Here is a 19564-nt window from a genome sequence, read left to right as displayed (position 1 = left end):
CATCGGAGAGGCAAATTGCTCTATGCCCAGCGCGAGGATGGCAACGGCGAATGGATTGATCCGCGCAAAACCGGAGGCTTCGACGTGCAGCTTGCACGGGAGTTGCCGGTGGCGGTCGGCGAGCGTCTGCTCATCGAGGCGAACGACAGGCCGGCGAAACTGAAAAACGGCGACGTGGTCGAGGTCGCCGGCTTCGGCGACGACGGCGCGATCCTGCTCAGGGACGGCCGGCAGATACCGCCGTCTTTCCGGCAATTCACCTATGGGTATGCCACGACCTCCCATGCCTCGCAGGGCAAGACCGTGGACCGCGGCATCCTCATCATGGGCGACACCAGCACCGTCTTCGGCAACCTCAAGCAGGCTTACGTGAGCAATTCGCGGTTCCGCGAAAGCCAGATGATCTACACCACCGACATCGAGGCAGCCCGCGAGTCGATGGGCCGGTATGGCGACCGCCTGCTGGTCTCGGAGTTCGTGGCGTCAAAACCGAAGCCGAGGCAGGCAAGCGTCGAGCGGTCGTCGGCGGCTCCGCCTCGCACGGGCATGTTGTCGGGCATGCATCACGGCATCCGGGATAGTGCGCGCGTCCTGTTGGGACGGATACACCGTTTTTCTTCGGGGTCCAAACCTGCTCCGGCGCAGTCCATGGCGAAAGCAGCATGAACTCCTGAGCGTCACCTCCATGAGCCTCAACACTCGACCGAAAAACCATCGGCCGCGCGCCCCGCAGCGCCCGCATGGGGTCGTCTGGCGAAGGACGGCGAGACCGCACGTGCCCTCTGCTTTTCCATCGGGGAGCGATCGGTTTCGTATCCCGCAGATGCGATTGCCCGCTGGGAGTTTTCTCCGGGCAATCCCGATTCCCTCGTGATTACGGCCGGTCACGAAATTGTCACAATCCGCGGCCGGAAACTCGCGGCGATCCGCGACGCGCTCAACGCGGGCCGCCTGCTGGAAGTGCAACAAAAAGGTGACAACGCGACGAAAAACGAAACCACCGTTTCGGAAATCCGTTTCGCGGTTGCCCAATGACGCGTCATGGCTATCCGCCTCTTTGATAGAAACTTAAACCTACCGAGTCGGTGCTGAGGAAGGGCGGTATTAAGCGAGTTTGAAGCATGGCGAGGTGCGCAAGGCGGGAAAAAGCGCGAGCAGAAGGCGGGAAAAAAAGGCCAAAAGGAAAGCCAGGAGCTTTCCGAAGTTCATCGCGGCGGCGCTGAGGATGGCATTGACCTTGTCTCCGATCAATCCGCGTAACTTGTTGCGCTCCATACGATGTTCATTCTTGAGATGTCCGATTGTCGGCTCAATGGCGGCACGGCGTTTCATCCAGCGCCAGACTCGTTTGGGGATTTTCCCTCGCCTGCGTTTGTCCACGATCACCTCCACCGGCCCCTCATAATTGTGCCCTCGATAACCCATGTCCACGTGCGCCGTTTTCGGCCCCTGTTTTTCAATATAGAGCCGTTTTACCTGCTCCATTTGCGCTTCAAGCGTGTGCCCATCATACGGATTGTCTGGCATACATAACGCTCCCAACAGCCAGCCTCCCTTGCTCGTCGATGCCACACTTACCTTCTGTCCAAATTCATATTTCTTTCCCGATTTCCCTTTCGATATGCATTCCACCTTTGGCTCATGCACACTATACACTTTGTTTTTGTCTGCTGTCTTTTGTTTGTAAATTTGCTTGCTCGTCTCCAGCAACCCTTGCAATGCCGCCACAGGCTTTTGTCTCTCTATCTCTCGTATCACACGGCCCAGATTCGTCCTCAGTTTCCTGACACATGCCTTCGCTCTCTTCATCTTTCGGCTATGCATATAGCGCCCGGCCATCATCAATAATCCCCTCCCTACCCGTTCATAACTCTGCTTCACTTTCAGCCCGGCTTTCCGCGCTTCCTTCACCAGCCTCTCCCTCGCCCGATCATACGATCTCGCATCGGTCGGACAACGTATCTCCTTGGTTTGCACCGTCGTGTCAACGTTGACATGCACCACCTGCACCGGCTTTAACCCCTTCATCCTCACCGCGCTCTCTATCGTCTGCTTGAGCATCTGTTCGGCTCCACTCTCCCCCAATCTCTTCCTCCACCTCGTCATGCTCGACGAGTCTATCGGCTTCTCATGCTCAAAATACTGCATCCCCGATAAATACTGCCAATATGGATTCTCCACCCAATGCTCCAGCACCTCTTCGTCGCTCAGATCATATTGATACTTCAAATAGTGTAACGACACCATCAACCTCGTCCCCAACCCGGGCTGCCCCAACCTCTCATGATACGTCGGCCCCAAATGCTTGTCAAACTCGGCCCAGTTTATATTCCCGGCCAGCTTCACCATCGGATGGTTCATGTTCACCAACATTATTAACTCCATCTTGAACATTTCCCTTTGTTTCTCGTGCTTGTTTTCCTTTGGCTTCATCTTTTTCCCAGATTTTCTTTATAAATTGCCCTTTTCTGGGAAAATTTCACTCCAGTCTCAAGCGTTAACTTGCTCCTTGATAGGAAATTAAATGGTTCTTCAGCACCGACTACCGAGACCGAGTGCATCCGTCGCCTCGGCGAACTGCTCGCCATCGCCGTCATTCGCTATCACCACCTCCATTCGGAGACCTACTTGGTATCCCCGTGATCCGAGCCTGAAGGTAACAGGTGAATTCGGTCCAGTCAGCTTCGTCCTTAACCCGCCTGAAATTTCGGACGAAAAAATCCCAAAGATCCCTTACAGGCTCGGAATGGCAATGGCCGCGCATTGGCCAAGACCCAGCCCCAGCTTGACGGGTCTTTCCAGTCGGACTCGTGGCGGCGTTCGCAGCCGACGATTTCGGCGACGCCGACTATCCCTCCGATGTCGTAGGACTCCGGCAGCTCGATGCCGGCGCGAATGCCTAGCTCGGCCAAGGAGTCCTCGAAAAGCAGGTCTTCACTCAACGAGGCATGAATCAGCACTTTTCCTCGGTAGTGGGTTCGGCGAGAGCGGTTTTCGATGTCCTTGATCCCGTTTATCACCAGCCACGCGTAAGGCTGCCGAATGGCGAGCGCGGGCAGGGATTGGAGCGTGGGAGTCCATCGTGCGGCGGTTGGAAGTGCTATGCTGGTCAAACTGGGCATGTAGAGGGTCAGGACGAAACGGACAGTTTCATGCCGTGTCGGTAGATTTCGGCAAATGCCGTTTCAGGCACTTTGACGGGAGAAGTGAAATTGTTGAGGATGCCCAGTGCCTTGGCTTGGTCTCCGGGGAACGGCTGCTCAAATAGCTCGGTGTCGGCAAATCGCAGCGCGAGAATCTCTTTCATGGGGTCGCCATCGACCATGTCACGGATTTGCGCCCACTCAAACACACCGAGGCGGCGAAATGCGTTGAACAGAACTTTTGCCGGTCCCCGACGCACTTCGAGTAAACGGGAGCATGCCCGGATGGTCTTGGCCCCGGTTTGATGGCGGTCTTTGGTGGAAACATACCAAAGCAAGCGACCAGTCGCGCCTTCCATGCCGGACTGGATAGCCGCGCTGTAATACACGTTTTCCCGGCTGAGGATGAGTTCGCGTTTCGGTCGAAAGAGTTGTTCGTCGGCAAACGATGTCTCGAAAAGCGCCGTCGCCCATCCGGAGCGGATGGGGATCGCCCACGTGCTCACTCCTGCGCCAAGCACTTTGGCGGGCCAATACTGCGCTTCGATTTCCATCGCTCCCATGTTTTGGGGTATGGATGGCTGGTGGACGGTCGTAATGGCGTTGTTGAATGCAGGTGCGTCACCGAGAAAACGCAGGGGGATTTTTTCCCAGCCCCCGGAGCCGATTCGGAATTCCAGTTCGTGCAGGACGGACTGCACCTCCTCGGACAACAAGTTTTCCTGAACAACGATGGTTCCGCCTCCGAGCCTGGCGATGTCGGTGGTGATTTGGAGCAGAGCGTGACGCAGCGCTGTTGTCGCCAACGCGGTCCGTGTGCTGCGCAGGGAGAGAATTTCGCAACGACCGGGCGTCTGACGATGTGCGCTCAGAAAGAGCGGCGTGTCGTCGGCCATGGCGGCAACGACCGTATTTTTCACGTCGCAAAGCAGGGTGCGCAGTTTCGCCTCGAACTGAGCGCGAGACTCGCGTTGCGAGGGGACGTGAAGATGCTTCGCCAACAGGCCCAACTCATCCGGGCGGGGGCGGGCTTTCTGAATGTCCGTGCTGGCAAAGCGTGCGGGCTGATACAAGGCGGCTTGCTCGGTCTCGTTGAAGCGCGAGATTAAATCCACGGGACGCATGACCTGAAGGCCGTAGCGTTCCTCGATTTCAGCGGCATGACCGAGCACCTCCTCGTCACGAGTAATGAAGACCTCCGCCTCGGCCGCCGCGCTCATGGCGACATGGCGCATGTCGGATGCCTGCCTGGGCGTCGGCTCGGAGTGTCCGAAGATTTCCTTTAGCTCGGTGTAGATCATGTCGGCACGCCCCATGTTATGTGTGAGAGATCGGTAGCGTTGCGCATCACGCAGGAGTGCATCCCGAAGAGGCTGGGAATTGATACGGTTCAGCTCAATGAGCAATTCGTTGACGATGCAGAGTTCGATCTGACCGGTGAGCCAGTCGGCAACGAGGAATTTGGCATCCTGATTGCGTGCCTCGCTCGTGTCGTGGAGATCGCGAAATATATTACAATCCATGACCACCCGTAGCCGGTCATCGGCATCTTCGAACGGAGTGAAGAGGGTCTCCGCGTGAAGATCGTGCCACCAAAACGTGAGGATCTTCGTGCTGTCGGCACCCCTCCCCTGCTTGCTGCTGATCGGAGCAAAACCGAGCTTGGGCCAAAGGTTGGTCGCCGGGTAATCGCGACGACAATGCAGGCCGATACCGCGCAGATCACGCTTTTGGGCGTGAGCCTTGACGTCTTCGAACAGCTTCTTGGCCACGCCTGCGCCGCGATGGACTTCCGCGACGCAGAGATGAGCAATCATCAGGCGACCCTTGGAAACACGAAATGCGCAATAGCCAGCCAGTTCAGATTCGTTCACCGATGCCGCTAGCAAATGTCCACGCTCGGCATGATCCTCAAACGCACCATCGGGAAAGAAGCCAAGAGTGCCGCTATGCTTGCGTCCGAGTTGCTTTACAGCGGAGAGCAGTGGACTCGTCGGGTCGATGGCGAAAACTTGGGGCATTGAAATCATGCAGGGGTGTTATGCTTTGGCATCCCTATTTCTCTTTTGAGCTCATCCAACGTGAATGCCTGCGTCACGAGATCATAGATGAGTTGCTTGGATGATGGTTTTAGTGCGAAGAAATTCATTGGGCTTTTGTAGTGAGCAACGAGAGCATCATTTCTCGCAGAACCACTAGGCCGACTTGTTTCATCGCGATGGCTTTGTGGATGGCTTGTTCAAGATCGTTTATAATAAAGATAGCATCTTCAATTTCAGTGCGGTAGCGCTCTACACTTTGCGAGTGACAAAGAGGATTCATCACCCAGCTCAAGACATGCGTGATTCGATCTTTGAGTTCGGTCGGCACCACTGGCTTTGTCTCCGGTTTCGGCTGCCACCAATGCTTTGCGTCGGGAGACCATTTCACAGGTGGAATGTCGTCCCACCTTGCCCCAGAAACTGCGGCCCAGAGATCGCTTGCCGCAACCTTGCGCGGGTCGGGGTGGTATTTTACGGGCAGTGCCAGCTCAATACAGGCCCACTTCAGAACTTCCTCGAATTTGGTCCGGACATGGACGGCGGCAGCTTTCACATGGCCATTATGCAGGAAGTCAATCGCCTGCATAAGATGATCCTGATCCTGTCGCAGGAGTGGTTGCTCGTAGCCGCCGACCTGCTGCGTGAACAGCTCGTGGCGCACCCAGCCATCTCTGAGTTGTTGTTTGGCGATTTCATACCAAACACGATCATGCGTCAGGAGTAGGACTTGCCAGTCTTTGAATTCCTCTCTCTTCAGCAGCTTTAGCAGCGGCAGGCGATTGGCCATATCTAGGCTCAATAGCACATCATCGAGAACCAGTATACGTGGATAGGTACTGCCATCTATCCGCCTTGGGGGAATGCTTTGTGACATTCCGGCAAGGTAGAGGCATAAGCCAACAGCGGTAAGCCGTGCTTCATTGAGAAACTCCGATGGATTTTTCAGCAGCGTATCATCCCGATACTTCATCCGGAGCTGAATATTACCGTTTCTGAATTTATTGTAACGTAAACTTGAGTTGTATGATGCACCCCTCACCCATTTGATCTCCATGCTGGTCCAAGGATCAAATTCGCGCAAGAAGGCATTGGCTTGGCGCTCCAGTTGCTTCAGAAATCCCTCCAATGCTGCATTGAAGCGATTGATGTCCTCGATCAGCGTTTTAACCGCTGCACGTCCATCGTTATTTTGGATCGGATTTTTTGCCGCGGCATCTGTGATTTTCGTCCATGCTTGGCCGAAGGTTTTTGCGCCTACGCCATATGGGCAGCTGGGCAGTATTTCTTCCACCAATGGCTGGAATATCTCCACATAATCTCCCCAACGGACCTCGCTGACCCGCCATACTACACGGTAGTCTAGCCAGCCTCGCGAGCGCGACATGTCGGTGAAATGAGGGTGTCCCTTATTTCGTTCTGGGAAATTGGGGTCTTCTTTGTGGCGTTCCTTTGGAATCCAGAAAAGCGGATCAACGGTGGGATCGTCGAATATCAGCTTCACCTCGCGATCATCTCGTGGAGGATCGGTGTAGCGATATTTGAAGTCATCAAAAGCTACAGCTCTGGAACGGAAGTCTAGGAGGTCACGCAATGCCTTGCCAATCGACGATTTGCCACTGCCGTTTTCTCCGTAGAGCAAAAGATCTTTCCCTTTGCCGGTTATGTGTCCTTCCCTGTCATGAGAAGCCAGAGGTATCCTCACGCGGTGAGGGAATGCCCGGTAGCCGCAGAGTTCAATGGCTGCGAGACGGAGTGGCGGCAGGGGAGAACTCATACGTCCTTGGCGGCTTGATCGTTCATGTTGAGGGATGCGAGGTCGAAGAGGGCGGCGCGAAGGGCGGTATTGATGTCGTAGGCGCTTTCGAGGGAGGCGCGGACTTCTTCGAGATGGGAGGTGTCGCGTATAGCGGTGATTCTTGGGAAACGGGCTTTGGTGACGAGGCGGCCGAAGTGGAGGCTGCGGGCGTGGAGCGAGTCTCGATCATAAAGTTCACGAACAAGCGCGTCGTTGAGGGCTTCAAGGAACTCCAGCAGCACGGTGTCACGGGCGGTTTGGTCGGCCGGGTGGATTTGAAAAAACCGCTTCAACGCAAGGATAAGATCCACCACCTGCACAACGGGTTGCTGCTCCTCGGAGCCGACATCGGGGATGGGGAGCTTTTTCCAGTCGTCGGGGTAGAGGTGGATGTTGCTGCGGCGGTTGGCGCGGAGAAAATCGCGAGCGGTGCCGGAGTTCATCACGCCTAGCAGGTATTTCACGGCGAAGCGGCGGCTGGTGGCTTCCAGTTCCTCCCGCTTCGGCAGGTCAGGGCGCGGCGGTCTTTCGCCACGGTAGCGCGCAACTTTCTTCAGCGAGTTGTTGCGGACGCCATGGAGCGAATGCCACGGAACAAACGACCACGCGGAGTGGTTGTGGAAAAGCTGCGCGTCGTCGTAGGCCACGCGCAGCCTTTCAACACCTGCGGACATATCCACGGAGATGACTTTTTCTGGCACAGTGTAGATTTGCGGAAAAGTCGGACGACTAAACAGGCCGGGCGCGCGGGCCGTTCCCCATTCCAACCACTTTTGGTCTGCGGCGAGCCAACGGTCGAGGTGCTTCCCCTCGACGAATGGCTTCGGGTGCTTCGCGTCCTTCGTGTCTGAAACCAAATCTCTCAACTCGAATTCACCGCGTGCTTCATCCTCGTCGGCGTGAACGACCATACCCTTGCTGATGTAGCATATGCATGTTAGCAATTCGGCCTTACAGGCGAAAATCTGAGCAGCGCCGTCTTCCGGGAAAAACGCACGATAGGTTAGTTTCGTCTGCTCATCCGTCGGCAGCAGTGTGACCTCGCCGAACGTCTCGTGATGCACGCGGCGGTCGGGCTTCCACTTTGCGCCGTCGGCGCGCTGGAAGAAGTAGATGACGTTGTGAACGGCGGCGTCGAATATTTTCACGTCGCCGCAGAAATCGAGACGGAGGATTCGGGCGTGCTTGAGAAACCAGTTCTGGGGCTTCTGCGCGTATTTGGAATGGCAGAAGGCGTCGGAGACAATCATGGTGCTGACTCCGCCGGGGCGCAGGAGCTTGTAGCCGCGCTCGATGAAAGGGATATAGAGGTCCCACTTTTCCCAGAGGGTTTCGTATTGAGAGCTGGCGATGATTTGCTCGCGCTGATGGCGGTTCCATTCGCTCTGCTCGTCGGCGCGGACGTAGGGCGGGTTGCCGATGGTGATGTCGAAGCCGTCGCGGATGCCGAACATGGATTCCGGATCGAAATAGCCGGCACGATGGTCGCTGCGATAAGGATTCCATGCCGCCACAGCAGAAGCCAGCATTTGTGAATGTCCGCCACCGATGCCTTTAATAAATTCGCTCAATTCGCGGCGAAGACGGCGGTCTTCTATTTTACAAGCGTCCTTTTCCTCCTTTGTCCGAGCAAAGAAGTAGCGGGAACGCACGTCGAGAAGGGTAAGTTCTTGGGGTTCAATCTGGTGTTGAAACAGATCCCAACCCTCCGGCCGGGGAATTCCGAGAAGGGCGTTGGCACAGACGAATTTGGTTTCGAGGTTTGGGAGTGGGCGGACGGCAGTCGAATCGTTCTGTTCAATAACGAGAGAGAGAAAGAAGCGGAGTTTGGCGATCTGGATAGCCGTGGGCTGAATGTCCACGCCGTGAATGCAGTCCTTGATGAGTTCGAGCTTGCGAGTGTAATTCCAAGTTTCCTCGCGGAAGACTTGTTGTGTTTTTTCGCGCATCTCGGGAGGAAGCGAGGCAAGCTTGACGGCTTCCCATAGTTTGTTTTTGGGGTCGAGCTTGCGTAGGACATGGACGAGCAATTGGAGTAACCCCATCGGAAACGCTCCGGAGCCACAGGCCGGATCGAGAATACGAAGGCGACTGAGAAGTCCGACGATATGGGTGACTTCTGCGGGAGCGAAATGATGCGAGGGTTGCTCCTCGGAAACGAGTTCACGAACTTTCTCCTCTAGTTCATCGGAAGCGCCGTTGGGGGCAAGGGATCCGAGCAGCCAGCGCACGAGTGCTTCTTCAACCATGTAGTGCACGATCTCACGCGGCGTGTAAAACGAACCGGTGGATTTGCGGGCAACAGTGCCGGTTTCGGGATTCACCGCGGCGAGCAGATTTTCAAAGGCGCGTCCCAGAAGCTCGGGGTCGAGCGCAATGTCCTGTTCAAGCGGAGTATTTTCTTCCACGGTAAACTTGTAATCCCTGAGAATGCTGAAAATTCCACGTGCCTGCGGCGCAGTAGATTCACCGAGAAGTCCTGCAATTTCTGGGACGGAACGTTTTTTTCCGAAGAAAAGAAAGTCGGGAACGAAGGGTTGCTTGGATGCGACATCGGAAAAACCATCTACCCTGATTTCCGAAGTGAGGTCATTGTCATCACCGGGAAACTCATCAAGGTTTTCAAACAATCCGCCATTGAGAAAAGGGATGGTTTTGTAGAGTTCCTCCACGGGGGCTTTCTCACTAAAGAGGGCAACATGGCGGAAGTAGCGCTGGTCTCCATAGTGCGTGTTGTGCCCCTTGAAGCTACGGTTTGCGCGAAACTTCCGTTTTTCGACTGGCGTAGCAAGTGTGGCGAAGAAGAGGTTTTGCAGGATAGCCTTGTAGTAGCGTCCAAGTTGATCGTCATCACAGGAAGCCTCCTCCCAATCGCGCAGCAATCTTTCGATTTTGTGTTCGGCAAAGAGTGCATCAGGCAGCATGCGTTTTTCGCGGAGGAACCAGCAGAAAATTAGACGAGTAAGCAGACGGATAAGTGCTTCGGAGTCACGCTGGTCGGCATCTTTTTTCGCTCCGGAAGGAAAGCTCGCGTGAACGCGAGCCCAGTAGAACCAGTTCCGAATCTCGATGAAAAATCGATTGTTAAGAGTCTGAATATCCAGAACTTTCTGCCAAGCGTGGTGCAGCGTGACAAAGTTTGTAATTTCCTCGCAGCAAGGCTGCGCAGATCGCAACGTGGTTAATGCAAGGTCAACAAATATCTCAATGTGTGCGCGATGCGGAGAGGAGAGAGAAATGTCCTTGATGAGGGTGACTTTTTCGAGGACATCCTTGGCTTGGTCTCGCTTGTTGAGACGGCGATGAATGATGCCGAGGGAGAGCGTCTCACCATGCCGGAAAAGCACCAATGCCGGCATGGGAAGTGGTTTGTTGATGGCGCGGACGATAGAAGAGAGGTCAGTGCGGCTGTAGTGACCGAGCGGAAGTTCGACTGCGAAAAAGAGATAGGATTCAATCTGTGTGGTATGAACCGTGTTAGAGCTGTCGAGGAGGTCACCTTGAAGATGCAACTCGGCGTCGGTAAGCTGAAAGAGAAGGTGCAGGGAGGTGAGGTTTCCAATCGCCTCTCGCTGGCCTGACGTTAGACAGCGGGAGGAATCAAGCTGATCGCAAAACTGGCGGGGTGAATCTATGGGCAGCGTGCGTTCGCTGGAGTAGCCGAGGGTTTTGAAGAAGCCGAGGGAGGCTTCGCGCAGGGACTGCGTGGTGAAGTTGGCGAGGGAGGGCTGAAGGGAGGAACGGAGGGCTTCGGACATGAGATGGAAAAAAGTAGAGTCAGGCAGAAGGGGAGATTGAGGCGCGGCCTTTGACGGTGATTCGGTATTTTTGGAGACGACTGGTTGGCTTGTCGGGAATCGTGCGCTCCAAGAGACCGGCAGTGAGCAGCGGATCGAGGTAATGCTTCACGAAGGATTCCCGATGCCGGAGGCCAAGCACGGTTTGGATTTCGCGGGCGCTGCGGGGCTCGGTGAAGAAGGCCGTGACTGCGGCGGCGACTTGTCCGTTGACTTGTCCTGCGACTTGTCCGGCCGGAGCGGCCCATGTCTTCAAGGCAATCGCAATCAGAGCGTTGTGGTCTTGGGCGACTTGTCCGGCATCATGTCCGGCGACCTGTCCGGTCGGGGGCGAGGTAAGCGTCGGCACCGGTCGCCAGAGGGTTTGCACGAAGTGGCCTTCGTCCTGACGGAATTCGGGAGCACGCAGACCGGCGGCGGTGCAGCGGTCGATGATGTCCACGGTGCCAGTGCCGGCGCGTTCGATGTAGCCGGCAAGAAACAGGGGCTCAGCCAAGAGGGGGTTATGCGGAACGGAGGCGTGGGCGCGACGAAGCGAGGCAAAGCTCAGGGACGGCGGGAGCCGGCCGGGATTCCAAATCTCCAAGCGGTCGGAGAAGAGCATGATCTGGACGGAGGCTTGGGAGGTGTAGTCGCGATGGGCAACGGCGTTGACGATGGCCTCGGCGATGGCCTCACGGGGGATTTCGTAATCCACCGGCGCGTCGTTGCTGGCGGCGCGGGTGCCGACGGTGCGGTCGAGCTTTCCCAGCACAAAATCCACCGCCTGATCGACCAGTTCGAACGCGGTGCCCTTAAAGACCTGATAGGAGGGGATGGGCTTGCGGACCTCGATGCCGTGGAAGTGCAGACACTTGACCTCGGAGGTGAGCAGGAAGCGCTGCGGTTCGCGGGCGAACAGGAGCACGGCGGCATGGGTGGGCGCGTCTCCGTCGAGGAGATTCAAATGGGTTAGTGCATCGGGCAATGGAGTGCCGGGAGGGATGGCGTAGCCGCGTTTGTGGCGGGCGATGGAAAGAAAGGTATCCATCTTTTCCTGCACAAGGTCGGCCAAGGTGGCGCGAGGGCAGGCGGAGGCGTCGAAGGGGCGGAAACGGATGTCGCCCCGTCTGGCAAGCAGCTCGATCAGACATGCGTAGAGGCCGGCGGTCAACTCCGTGGCCGAGGCGACCCGTCGGCGAACGACCTGGTCGCTTGCCTTGCGAACGAGGGCCTGCATCTTCGGGTGGCGGGTGGCATCGGCACCGAGCAGAAAGACGCGGCGGTCTTTTCCGGCTGTGGTGGCGCGGTCGAATTCACGCTCGGTAGGTGAGATGCCCTCGGCGTCCTCATAACCGTATTCCTGTCCGAAAAGCCCGAGGTAGAGATCGCAACGATCCACCTCGGCGAGATAAACTTGGTCGGCACGCTGGCCGGATGCCGGGATGTCTTCGAAAAGGAAAACCTCGAAAAACTGCGACAAGAGCGGATCGCCGTGCACGTAGTCCTTGAGCGCGCGACGCTCCGCCTGGAGTTCCTTCTGGACGGAACTCACAAAGATGGAGGAGTGTGGAGCGGCGGCGGGCATGGAGGATGAAACAAGCGTGCGGTGTTTACGTGGTGGAAGCTTGGCCTGCGGACGGGTGCAGCACCAGCCAGGTGACGAGTTCGAAGCCGGCTTCGTCGTCGTGGGGCTGGGCTTCGGCGACGGGCAGGATGAACTGGCGGCTGTGTTGCAGGCCGGCGGCGAGTTTTTGTTGGAAGGTCGCGGTGATGGACTCGACGGCGGAGCGGATGAGGCGCGACTGGTGGCCCATGTCGGAGCCGTTGGCGGTGGCGCGGTCGAAGAGGCGGCAAAGCTCGGCGTAAGGCTCGGTTTTGCCGAGGGCGAGTTCACGGAAGAGGTTGAGAATGGTTTTAACCTGAGTGTAAGCGAGGCGCACCTCGCCGTCGGCGCGCACGTAAACGAGGTAGTGGGGCGCGAGAGGATTGATCTTTTCCGTCTCGGTGGCGGGACGCGCGGTGGGGTTGCCTTTCTGGCGAAGGCAGAAGATGACGCCGCCACCGGCGGTGAGCGGGATGTCGGCGAGGGCGGGGACGACGGCGTAGAGGCCGAGGGGCGCCTTTTCGAGTTGCTCGCGGTTGCGCTCCAGGAAGCGGAGGAGGTCGGCACGGAAGTCGTCGAGGGAGAAATCGGCGAGCGTCACCGAGTCCTCAAGGTCTTCGAGGTCTAGAATCTCCTTGCGCATGCGTTCGAGCTGGCGGTCGCGCAGGCGGAGGTCGGTGGTAACGAGGTCTTCGAGCTGTTTTTCGTCGAGAGGGTTGTCGGTCTGGGTGGCGGTGAGATCGACGAGGGCCATGCGGGCTTCGACGCGCTGCTTGAGGTTGATGTAGCGGTCGAGATGGGCGGTGGGCCAGAAGTTGATCAGATGGACAGCGGTGGCGCGGGAGCCGATGCGGTCCACGCGGCCGAAGCGCTGGATGATGCGGACGGGGTTCCAGTGGATGTCGTAGTTGATGACGGTGTCGCAGTCCTGGAGGTTTTGGCCTTCGGAGATGCAGTCCGAGGCGATGAGCACGTCCACCTGCGGCGCGGCGAGGTCGCCGGAGCGGCGTTTGGCGCGCGGGGCAAAGTCGGTCAAAATCGCGGTGTAGTCGGAGCCGGGCGTGAGCGTGGACGCATTCTGGCCACTGCCGACGACAAGGGAGGCGTGGACGCCAAGGTCCTTGCGCAGCCAACGGTGCAGGTTGTCGTAAAGGTAACGGGCGGTGTCGGCGTAGGCGGTGAAGACGAGCACCTTGCGGTTGAGATGACCGTCCTTGTCGAGCGGCGGGTTTTGGATCTTGGCGGCGAGGCGGGAGCGCAGTTCGGCCAGTTTGGCGTCGCGCTCGGGTGTAACCGGACGGGCGAGGCCGAGCAGGCCGTTCAGCTGACGACGGTCCTCAGCGAGGTGGGCACGCCAGGCGTCGAGGTCCAGATGTGCCATCTTGAAGGTGACGCGGCGACCGATTTCGAGCGCTGCGGCGAGTTCGGGATCGTCGTCCTCGACGTCCTCGGGGGCGAGCACCTCGAAATCGAGATCGGGATTGGCGTCGCGATGGGTCTCGAACACGGCCATGCGCTGTTCGAGGCGATCGATTTTTTCGAGGGTGGCGGCGAGCGAGCGGCGGAAGGAGTCGATGGAGCTTTCGAGGCGCTTCAGCAGCGTGATGCGCATCATGTGGGTGAGGATGCGCTCGCGGCCTTGTTGCGTGAACCCGCCGATGCGCCGGGTGTAGTGCTCGACGGTCGCCGGAGGGAGGTCGGCGCGGAGATGTTCGGCCGGTCGGAAGATCCAGAGTTTATACTCCGCGAGCCGGTCGGCGATCACGTCGTAGGTGGGAAACTTGCCCGCAGTGTCGATCTCGGGGTAAACGGAGAGTGGCGGCGTGCGGACAGGAAACCCACCGAGCCGGACCATTTCGGACTGGTAGTGCCGGGAAATGTGCCGCCGGGACCGGGCAATGGTGATGGCGTCGAGCAGTTTCAAGAAGTCGCCGCCGAGGACGTGGATGAGGTCTTTTTTCTGGCGCTGCTCGGGAGGTTTTTTGGACCACTCGGTGAAGCGTTTCTGGGCTTCGCGGGTGGTCGCCTTGAGCGAGGGGATTTCGAGGTTGCCGGAGAAAAACGTGTCAGCGGCGAGGCCCTCCGGGGTGTCGCGCGCGACATCGCCGCCCGCGATGAACGAGAGCTGATTGCGCAGGTCGGCGAGCGTGTTGTTCACCGGAGTGGCGGAGAGGAGGAGGACTTTGGTGCGCACGCCGGACTGGATGATGTCCTGCATGAGGCGCTGGTAGCGGCTGCGGCGCTCGGCACCGTCTTCGCGGGGCTTGCCGAGGGCGTTGTTTCGGAAGTTGTGCGACTCGTCGATGACGACGAGATCGAAGGCCCCCCAATGGAAGTCGCGAAGCTCCTGGACCGCGCCGGATGCGCCGCCTTCACGCGAAAGATCGGTGTGGGCGAGGACGGTGTAGCCGAATCGGTCGGCTGCGAAGGGATTGTGCTTGTTGGCGACGTAGGCCGGATAGAGGTCCCAGTTACTGCGGAGTTTGTTGGGGCAGAGGACGAGGACCTTCTCGTTGCGCAACTCGAAGTATTTGATGACGGCGAGCGCCTCGTAGGTTTTGCCGAGACCGACGCTGTCGGCGAGGATGCAGCCGCCGTAGGTCTTGAGCTTATTGATAGCGGATTTGGCCCCGTCTTTTTGGAAGGCGAAGAGGGAGTTCCAGATTCCGGTCTCCGGGAGTCGGATGCGCTTCAGGTTGTCCTCAATATCGCGGCCTTCGTCGATGAAGCGGCGGAACAGTTCGAAGAGGGTCTTGAAGTAAATGAACTCGGGCGATTGATCACGGTAAACCTGGAGCAGGTAGTCGAGGACAGCCTGTTTCACGTCTTCGACGCGGGAGGTGTCGTTCCAGAGTTCCTCGAACCACTGCTGGAGGTCGGCGCGGTCGCGGTTGCCATCCACGACGAGGTTGAGCTCGACGTTGTTGTTGGTCGTGCCGAGACCAAGGCCGCGCGTGGTGAAGTTGGAGCTGCCGATGATGGCGGCGGAGACCTCGCCTCGGCGGATATGCGACATCTTGCCGTGGAGAAAGCCGGTGCGGGTGACGGAGCGGACCTCGACCTTGTCGCGAATCCAGGCGGCGCAAGCCTGGGCGATGTGGCGCTGGTTGAGGCCGGAAGCGAGGGCGAGCCCGTCGTCGCGAAGGACGTAGGCCGCGCCGTCTTTGTGCTCGGGGTCGAGATTGTGGATAAAAGCGGCCTCACCGAAGAGGAGGCGGATGCGTCCGAGGTTATCGAGTTGGGGCTGCAGCTTGTCGTAGGCGAAAACGGTGAAGTAGGCGGTGACGATGTCGAGGTCGGCTCCGGCGCGAAGCTCAGCACGGAGAAAATCACCGACCGAGCCACGACGGTGATTATCACGAATGCCTGATGAGATATGCTGACAGGGGATGGACATGTTGAGTGCAGAGGATACTCCTCTTACAGTAGATGAAGTATTCCATGCGCTTAGCTGCATAGCATCAAGCGCAAGGCGCATGCGCTGCAAGCCATGAGAATCATGGCGCGAATAATTTTGTGTGATGAGTCGGATTTGGATTGGGGAGACGAGTCAGCAACCGGTTACGGGCATTACTTCTTCTTCGCCTGCTTGGCCCAGTAGCCGCGCGGCGGTTTTTCGATGCCGAGAAGACGGCAATGTTTCTTGACCGCCGTATCAGAGACGCCCAGTTCAGCCGCGATCTGCATGGTAGGTTTCTCCCAAAGGAGTTTGGCTAGACGTTCCTTATCCGGCCACGCAATTTTTATCGGCCGCTGAATGCGTGATACGGGCACGCTTTTGGCGGGTGTTGCGACTGGCAACACAGTCGATGGTATCCTTTGGCTGGGGAAAACCCGTTGTTCTGGAGGTAACGGCACAGACAAAGGAGGCGATATCGACAATGCTGGACCCGGTGCCGGTGCGTATCGTCCTCGCTTGTGGATGCGATCACTGAGCGCCTGCCGCTGCCAATAATTCATCCCGGAGTGAAAAAATCCCATTGTGAACTCATATTTTCATCAAGGACGGATCAAAGCAAGCTGCGGGTTTCAGCCGACCCGCGCCAATAGATCGTTTAGCTTCTTTCGAGCTTCGTCACCAAGCGAGTCTGTCCAACGATCCCACGTCCCGCTGGAGCAAACTTGCTCCCCCAAGAAAAGCGTTGGCCGATCCGGACCTTTCCATTGAACTAGTGAAGCGAGATTCCCGTTGGCGGCTTGTCGTCCGTTATACACCGAAAGCTGATCAACAATGATTCCATACCTGAATATTATCGCGTGGGGGCAGGTGGTGCCATGGGGAATCCAACGCAAGATTCTGATTTTCTCCAAAAGGAACTGCGCTTCCGCGGTGGCACTAGATAACTACCAAATCGCACCAAGACATGTGGAAAACGAATAGATCTGCGGCATGAAATACTACTTGAACTACCCATATCGAGTAGTTCAAGTGTCATAAATGAATCGTTTTGGCAAAGATACTTTGGAACGGGCGCTGAGCCTTCTTGGCGAGGTTTTGGCCAGTCGTGGCCATCCGTCTTGCCACTTTGTGGTTTGTAGCGGCTCGTCCCTTCTCGCGCTTGGATTGATCAGTCGCACGGCGACACGAGACGTGGACGTGCTTGCCAGGCTCGAAGCACGGCGTCTAGTGCAAGCAAAGCCCTTGCCACCGGAAATAATCACGGCGGCTGACGCTGTCCGTTCCGAACTCAATCTGCCTGCCGATTGGTTTAACACCGGACCCGCCGACGATTCTTTCTTCCTGTTAGGTTTCCCAACCGGAATCGAGGATCGCCTTACAAACCGCTCCTATGGTCCGGTTCTCACCATCGGGTTTGTCGGCCGCTACGACCAGATTCATTTCAAACTCTATGCCGCTGCCGATCAAGGACCAGGACGCCATGTCGCGGACTTGCGCGACCTGAATCCAACCGCTGACGAATTGCTTGCCGCCGCTCGTTGGACCTGCCTGCAGGATCCGTCGGAGGGTTTTCTCTTCGTGCTTTCCGATCTCCTCCGCCACTTGGGCCATGCCGACCTTGCTGCTCAACTTTAAAAACGAGGCTCGCTCTGCCATCCTCGACCTTCTCTGGCGTCAGTGGATCACGCTGGGCGTTTCCGGCCATGCCGCCCAGGCATCCGGCAAAGCCATCTTGGATCCCGAGGCGTTGCTCCTCGCGTCAACGACGCTCGGCCGGATGGATGCCCGTCTTTTCGACGAGATGCTCGACTGGCTTCAGGACCAGGCCGATTGGATCAATCTTCAGCGCCTCGCCCGCCTGCACAAAGACCACGTGCTCGGTGACGCCTCAATCCTGTCCGTAATCGCGACACGTTTGGCCCGCTTGCCCGCGCACAAAAAATGGAAGGCCATGGAAAAATCGTCCGTCGAGGTTTCTGGCTCCCCTGCGCCGCTCTTTCCCGAGGATGGACACTTCGGAACCGCGGATCAGGACTTTCTTGCGGGAGGCTGGCTGCGCGGTCCGGTGCGCTATCGCGGCCTGTCCGTCGCGCCACGCATGGATCACCCCGGCAACTTACTGCTCAAGCTTCGCGCTTTGTTTGGCCGGCAATCGCGCGCCGAGGTCATGGCATGGTTGCTGGCGCACGAGGCCGGCCACCCCGCCGAAATCGCGCGTCAGATCGGTTACTTCCGCCGGTCCGTTCAGATCACCCTCAACGAACTGGAACGCTCCGGCCATGTCCGGTCCCTGCGCAAGGGCAGGGAAAAGCATTTTTCACTCCTCGCTGATGAATGGCGCTTCCTTGCCACTTGGCCGATGTCGCAAGGACCGACCTTTCCCGCTTGGGTGCCTTGGTCCGAAATCTTTAGATTGCTGGAGCAATTGAACGCCTTGCTCAACGACGTGCATCTATCCGCTTCATCACCCGAGTTGCAGGCCATCGAGTGGCGTCGCCGCCTCGACTATACGTCGCTTGGCCACTCCACGCTACCGGTGCTTTTTTCCCTGCCCATCAATGCTCGTGGCGACGAGGCCCTCATGGCTCATTGCGATCGCTTCCGTCAGCTACTCGATCATCTTGGGGCTGGCCCAAACGAAGAGCCAGCTTCGTCGGCGATGCCTCGCTGAGGCTCGAATTTCCCAGCGTAGAGCCATCCCCGCAGGGGGGGGGGGGCTGTAAAGTGGTGATTCATTTGATCTTGACTTTTCGTAGTTAAGTCATCACTGATGATTTTTGTCGAATTCAATTCGCCAAATCCTGTATCAGCATCAGCGGTGCTCTCACATACTCGTGACTGTGCGCATGGACGCCTCGGAAGTGATTCAAGCCATGCCGACCATGCGGATGGCTGTCTAAACCTCATCACCACCCAACAAAATTCCAATCCCATGCGTCCCTTTGAACGAAACCGAAACCTCACCGAAGCCGAGCGCATCCGCCGGATCGGCGAACTGCTCGTCACCGCTGTCATCCGCTACCGCCACCTCCACCCGGAGGAGTTTGAAAAACCTGCCCGGTTTCCACGTAATCCGGGCCAGAAGGTAGCAGGTGGATTCGATCCCGCCGACTTCGTTTCCGACGAGTCAGAGAAACGGATACTGCGCTACCTTTCGGTGGTTGGCACGGCATCCCCCAAGGATTTTCAGGTGGCGCTGGAAATGTCCTCCGCGACAGTTACTCGCAAACTGGTTCGTCTCCGCGCCAGCAATCTTGTAACAGTATCGGGCAAAACAAACGCGGTGCGCTATCAACTGGCGCCACCTGAGACTGTGCAGCAAGTCTCCATGCTTAAGGCAGCCTGAGCCTTCTCCGCATAGCAGAGGGAATCGGTATCCAAAATTCCAATAACCCGCTCACAAAACTGATTGAAGTGAAGCCAACCCGGCCACCTCTTCCTCGTTGGAAACGGACATGGAGAAAAACTATTTTAAATACTTGATTCGAAACATACGATTTTACCTGGGAAAAATAGCGTAATCAAATATAAGTAACCGTTTAATGCTCGCCTTCCCGGCGAAACCCTCATCGGACGCCTCCTCCCCACCAGTGACGGCAAAGGCCGCACCCGCTACCCCCTCGTCCTTGCTGCCCACATCATCAACCTCCCCCTCGCCCCCGCCCTCGGCGCCACCATCACCCACCTCGCAACCACCGCCCGCGAAATCCAAACCACGACCACCCCCGACACCCTCCGCCGCCTCATAGCCTACCAACGCGCCCAACTCGCCATCCAACTCGAAAACGCCACCGACATCCCC

13 protein-coding genes and 1 pseudogene are annotated in these 19564 nt (G+C 57.6%); 5 read left to right on the top strand and 9 right to left on the bottom strand.

All coding sequences use genetic code 11. From position 1 onward, the window contains the following. Nucleotides 1–15: 15 nt before the first annotated feature. Entirely contained in the window at nucleotides 16–666 is a 651-nt protein-coding gene (locus tag OBACDRAFT_RS19120) for a hypothetical protein (RefSeq protein WP_043588406.1), read from the top strand. A gap of 204 nt (nucleotides 667–870) precedes the next feature. Beyond that, a complete protein-coding gene (locus OBACDRAFT_RS29020) occupies nucleotides 871–1035 on the top strand; it encodes a hypothetical protein (RefSeq protein ID WP_198529944.1) in 165 nt (54 codons plus the stop codon). Nucleotides 1036–1104: 69 nt separating this feature from the next. On the opposite strand, the gene OBACDRAFT_RS19110 is transcribed toward OBACDRAFT_RS29020, so the two are convergent. From OBACDRAFT_RS19110 to OBACDRAFT_RS19070, 8 genes are all read right to left on the bottom strand, one after another. Next, complete coding sequence (locus OBACDRAFT_RS19110; RefSeq protein ID WP_043588404.1) at nucleotides 1105–2433, bottom strand: IS5-like element ISOpb2 family transposase; 1329 nt, start codon at nucleotides 2431–2433, stop codon at nucleotides 1105–1107. A gap of 257 nt (nucleotides 2434–2690) precedes the next feature. Beyond that, complete coding sequence (locus OBACDRAFT_RS19105) at nucleotides 2691–3122, bottom strand: ASCH domain-containing protein (protein WP_052362264.1); 432 nt, start codon at nucleotides 3120–3122, stop codon at nucleotides 2691–2693. Between the two features lie 8 nt (nucleotides 3123–3130). After that, the gene (locus OBACDRAFT_RS19100) at nucleotides 3131–5164 is read right to left on the bottom strand and encodes a GNAT family N-acetyltransferase (protein ID WP_157837194.1); all 2034 of its coding nucleotides are present in this window, start codon (nucleotides 5162–5164) and stop codon (nucleotides 3131–3133) included. A 124-nt stretch (nucleotides 5165–5288) separates the two neighbouring features. Then, complete coding sequence (locus tag OBACDRAFT_RS19095) at nucleotides 5289–6959, bottom strand: AAA family ATPase (RefSeq protein WP_157837193.1); 1671 nt, start codon at nucleotides 6957–6959, stop codon at nucleotides 5289–5291. Then, nucleotides 6956–10738, bottom strand: a complete 3783-nt coding sequence (locus OBACDRAFT_RS19085) for an Eco57I restriction-modification methylase domain-containing protein (protein ID WP_043588395.1) — start codon at nucleotides 10736–10738, stop codon at nucleotides 6956–6958. The genes OBACDRAFT_RS19095 and OBACDRAFT_RS19085 overlap by 4 nt, the downstream gene beginning before the upstream one ends. Nucleotides 10739–10757: 19 nt before the next feature. Next, nucleotides 10758–12344, bottom strand: a complete 1587-nt coding sequence (locus OBACDRAFT_RS19080; protein WP_043588393.1) for a DUF4062 domain-containing protein — start codon at nucleotides 12342–12344, stop codon at nucleotides 10758–10760. A 25-nt stretch (nucleotides 12345–12369) separates the two neighbouring features. Next, nucleotides 12370–15759 carry a helicase-related protein gene (locus tag OBACDRAFT_RS19075; RefSeq protein WP_043588391.1) on the bottom strand — a complete coding sequence of 1130 codons (3390 nt, stop codon included), beginning with the start codon at nucleotides 15757–15759 and terminating at the stop codon, nucleotides 12370–12372. Between the two features lie 173 nt (nucleotides 15760–15932). Next, entirely contained in the window at nucleotides 15933–16136 is a 204-nt protein-coding gene (locus OBACDRAFT_RS19070; protein ID WP_043588390.1) for an RWP-RK domain-containing protein, read from the bottom strand. A 664-nt stretch (nucleotides 16137–16800) separates the two neighbouring features. Between OBACDRAFT_RS19070 and OBACDRAFT_RS19065 the strand changes: the two genes are divergently transcribed. The 3 genes from OBACDRAFT_RS19065 (at nucleotide 16801) to OBACDRAFT_RS19055 (ending at nucleotide 19108) form a co-directional block, all read left to right on the top strand. Beyond that, nucleotides 16801–17397, top strand: a complete 597-nt coding sequence (locus OBACDRAFT_RS19065) for a hypothetical protein (RefSeq protein WP_157837192.1) — start codon at nucleotides 16801–16803, stop codon at nucleotides 17395–17397. Next, nucleotides 17372–18433 carry a hypothetical protein gene (locus OBACDRAFT_RS19060; protein ID WP_052362263.1) on the top strand — a complete coding sequence of 354 codons (1062 nt, stop codon included), beginning with the start codon at nucleotides 17372–17374 and terminating at the stop codon, nucleotides 18431–18433. The genes OBACDRAFT_RS19065 and OBACDRAFT_RS19060 overlap by 26 nt, the downstream gene beginning before the upstream one ends. Before the next feature lie 261 nt (nucleotides 18434–18694). Further along, nucleotides 18695–19108: a helix-turn-helix domain-containing protein gene (locus OBACDRAFT_RS19055; RefSeq protein ID WP_043588386.1), complete on the top strand. Its 414-nt coding sequence runs from the start codon at nucleotides 18695–18697 to the stop codon at nucleotides 19106–19108. Between the two features lie 153 nt (nucleotides 19109–19261). On the opposite strand, the pseudogene OBACDRAFT_RS19050 reads toward OBACDRAFT_RS19055, so the two are convergent. After that, a pseudogene (locus tag OBACDRAFT_RS19050) lies at nucleotides 19262–19564 on the bottom strand (hypothetical protein); the annotation flags it as partial.

This window comes from Geminisphaera colitermitum TAV2, assembly GCF_000171235.2.
Lineage (GTDB): Bacteria > Verrucomicrobiota > Verrucomicrobiia > Opitutales > Opitutaceae > Geminisphaera > Geminisphaera colitermitum.
This window is presented reverse-complemented; position numbering and strand designations above follow the sequence as displayed.

Excerpts from the sequence above, each read along its gene's own strand:
- OBACDRAFT_RS19100 (WP_157837194.1), bottom strand. The coding sequence starts at position 5,164 with ATGCCCCAAGTTTTCGCCATCGACCCGACGAGTCCACTGCTCTCCGCT.
- OBACDRAFT_RS19085 (WP_043588395.1), bottom strand. The coding sequence starts at position 10,738 with ATGTCCGAAGCCCTCCGTTCCTCCCTTCAGCCCTCCCTCGCCAACTTC.
- OBACDRAFT_RS19095 (WP_157837193.1), bottom strand. The coding sequence starts at position 6,959 with ATGAGTTCTCCCCTGCCGCCACTCCGTCTCGCAGCCATTGAACTCTGC.
- OBACDRAFT_RS19060 (WP_052362263.1), top strand. The coding sequence starts at position 17,372 with ATGCCGACCTTGCTGCTCAACTTTAAAAACGAGGCTCGCTCTGCCATC.
- OBACDRAFT_RS19055 (WP_043588386.1), top strand. The coding sequence starts at position 18,695 with ATGCGTCCCTTTGAACGAAACCGAAACCTCACCGAAGCCGAGCGCATC.
- OBACDRAFT_RS19065 (WP_157837192.1), top strand. The coding sequence starts at position 16,801 with ATGAATCGTTTTGGCAAAGATACTTTGGAACGGGCGCTGAGCCTTCTT.
- OBACDRAFT_RS19080 (WP_043588393.1), bottom strand. The coding sequence starts at position 12,344 with ATGCCCGCCGCCGCTCCACACTCCTCCATCTTTGTGAGTTCCGTCCAG.
- OBACDRAFT_RS19110 (WP_043588404.1), bottom strand. The coding sequence starts at position 2,433 with ATGAAGCCAAAGGAAAACAAGCACGAGAAACAAAGGGAAATGTTCAAG.
- OBACDRAFT_RS19105 (WP_052362264.1), bottom strand. The coding sequence starts at position 3,122 with ATGCCCAGTTTGACCAGCATAGCACTTCCAACCGCCGCACGATGGACT.
- OBACDRAFT_RS19075 (WP_043588391.1), bottom strand. The coding sequence starts at position 15,759 with ATGTCCATCCCCTGTCAGCATATCTCATCAGGCATTCGTGATAATCAC.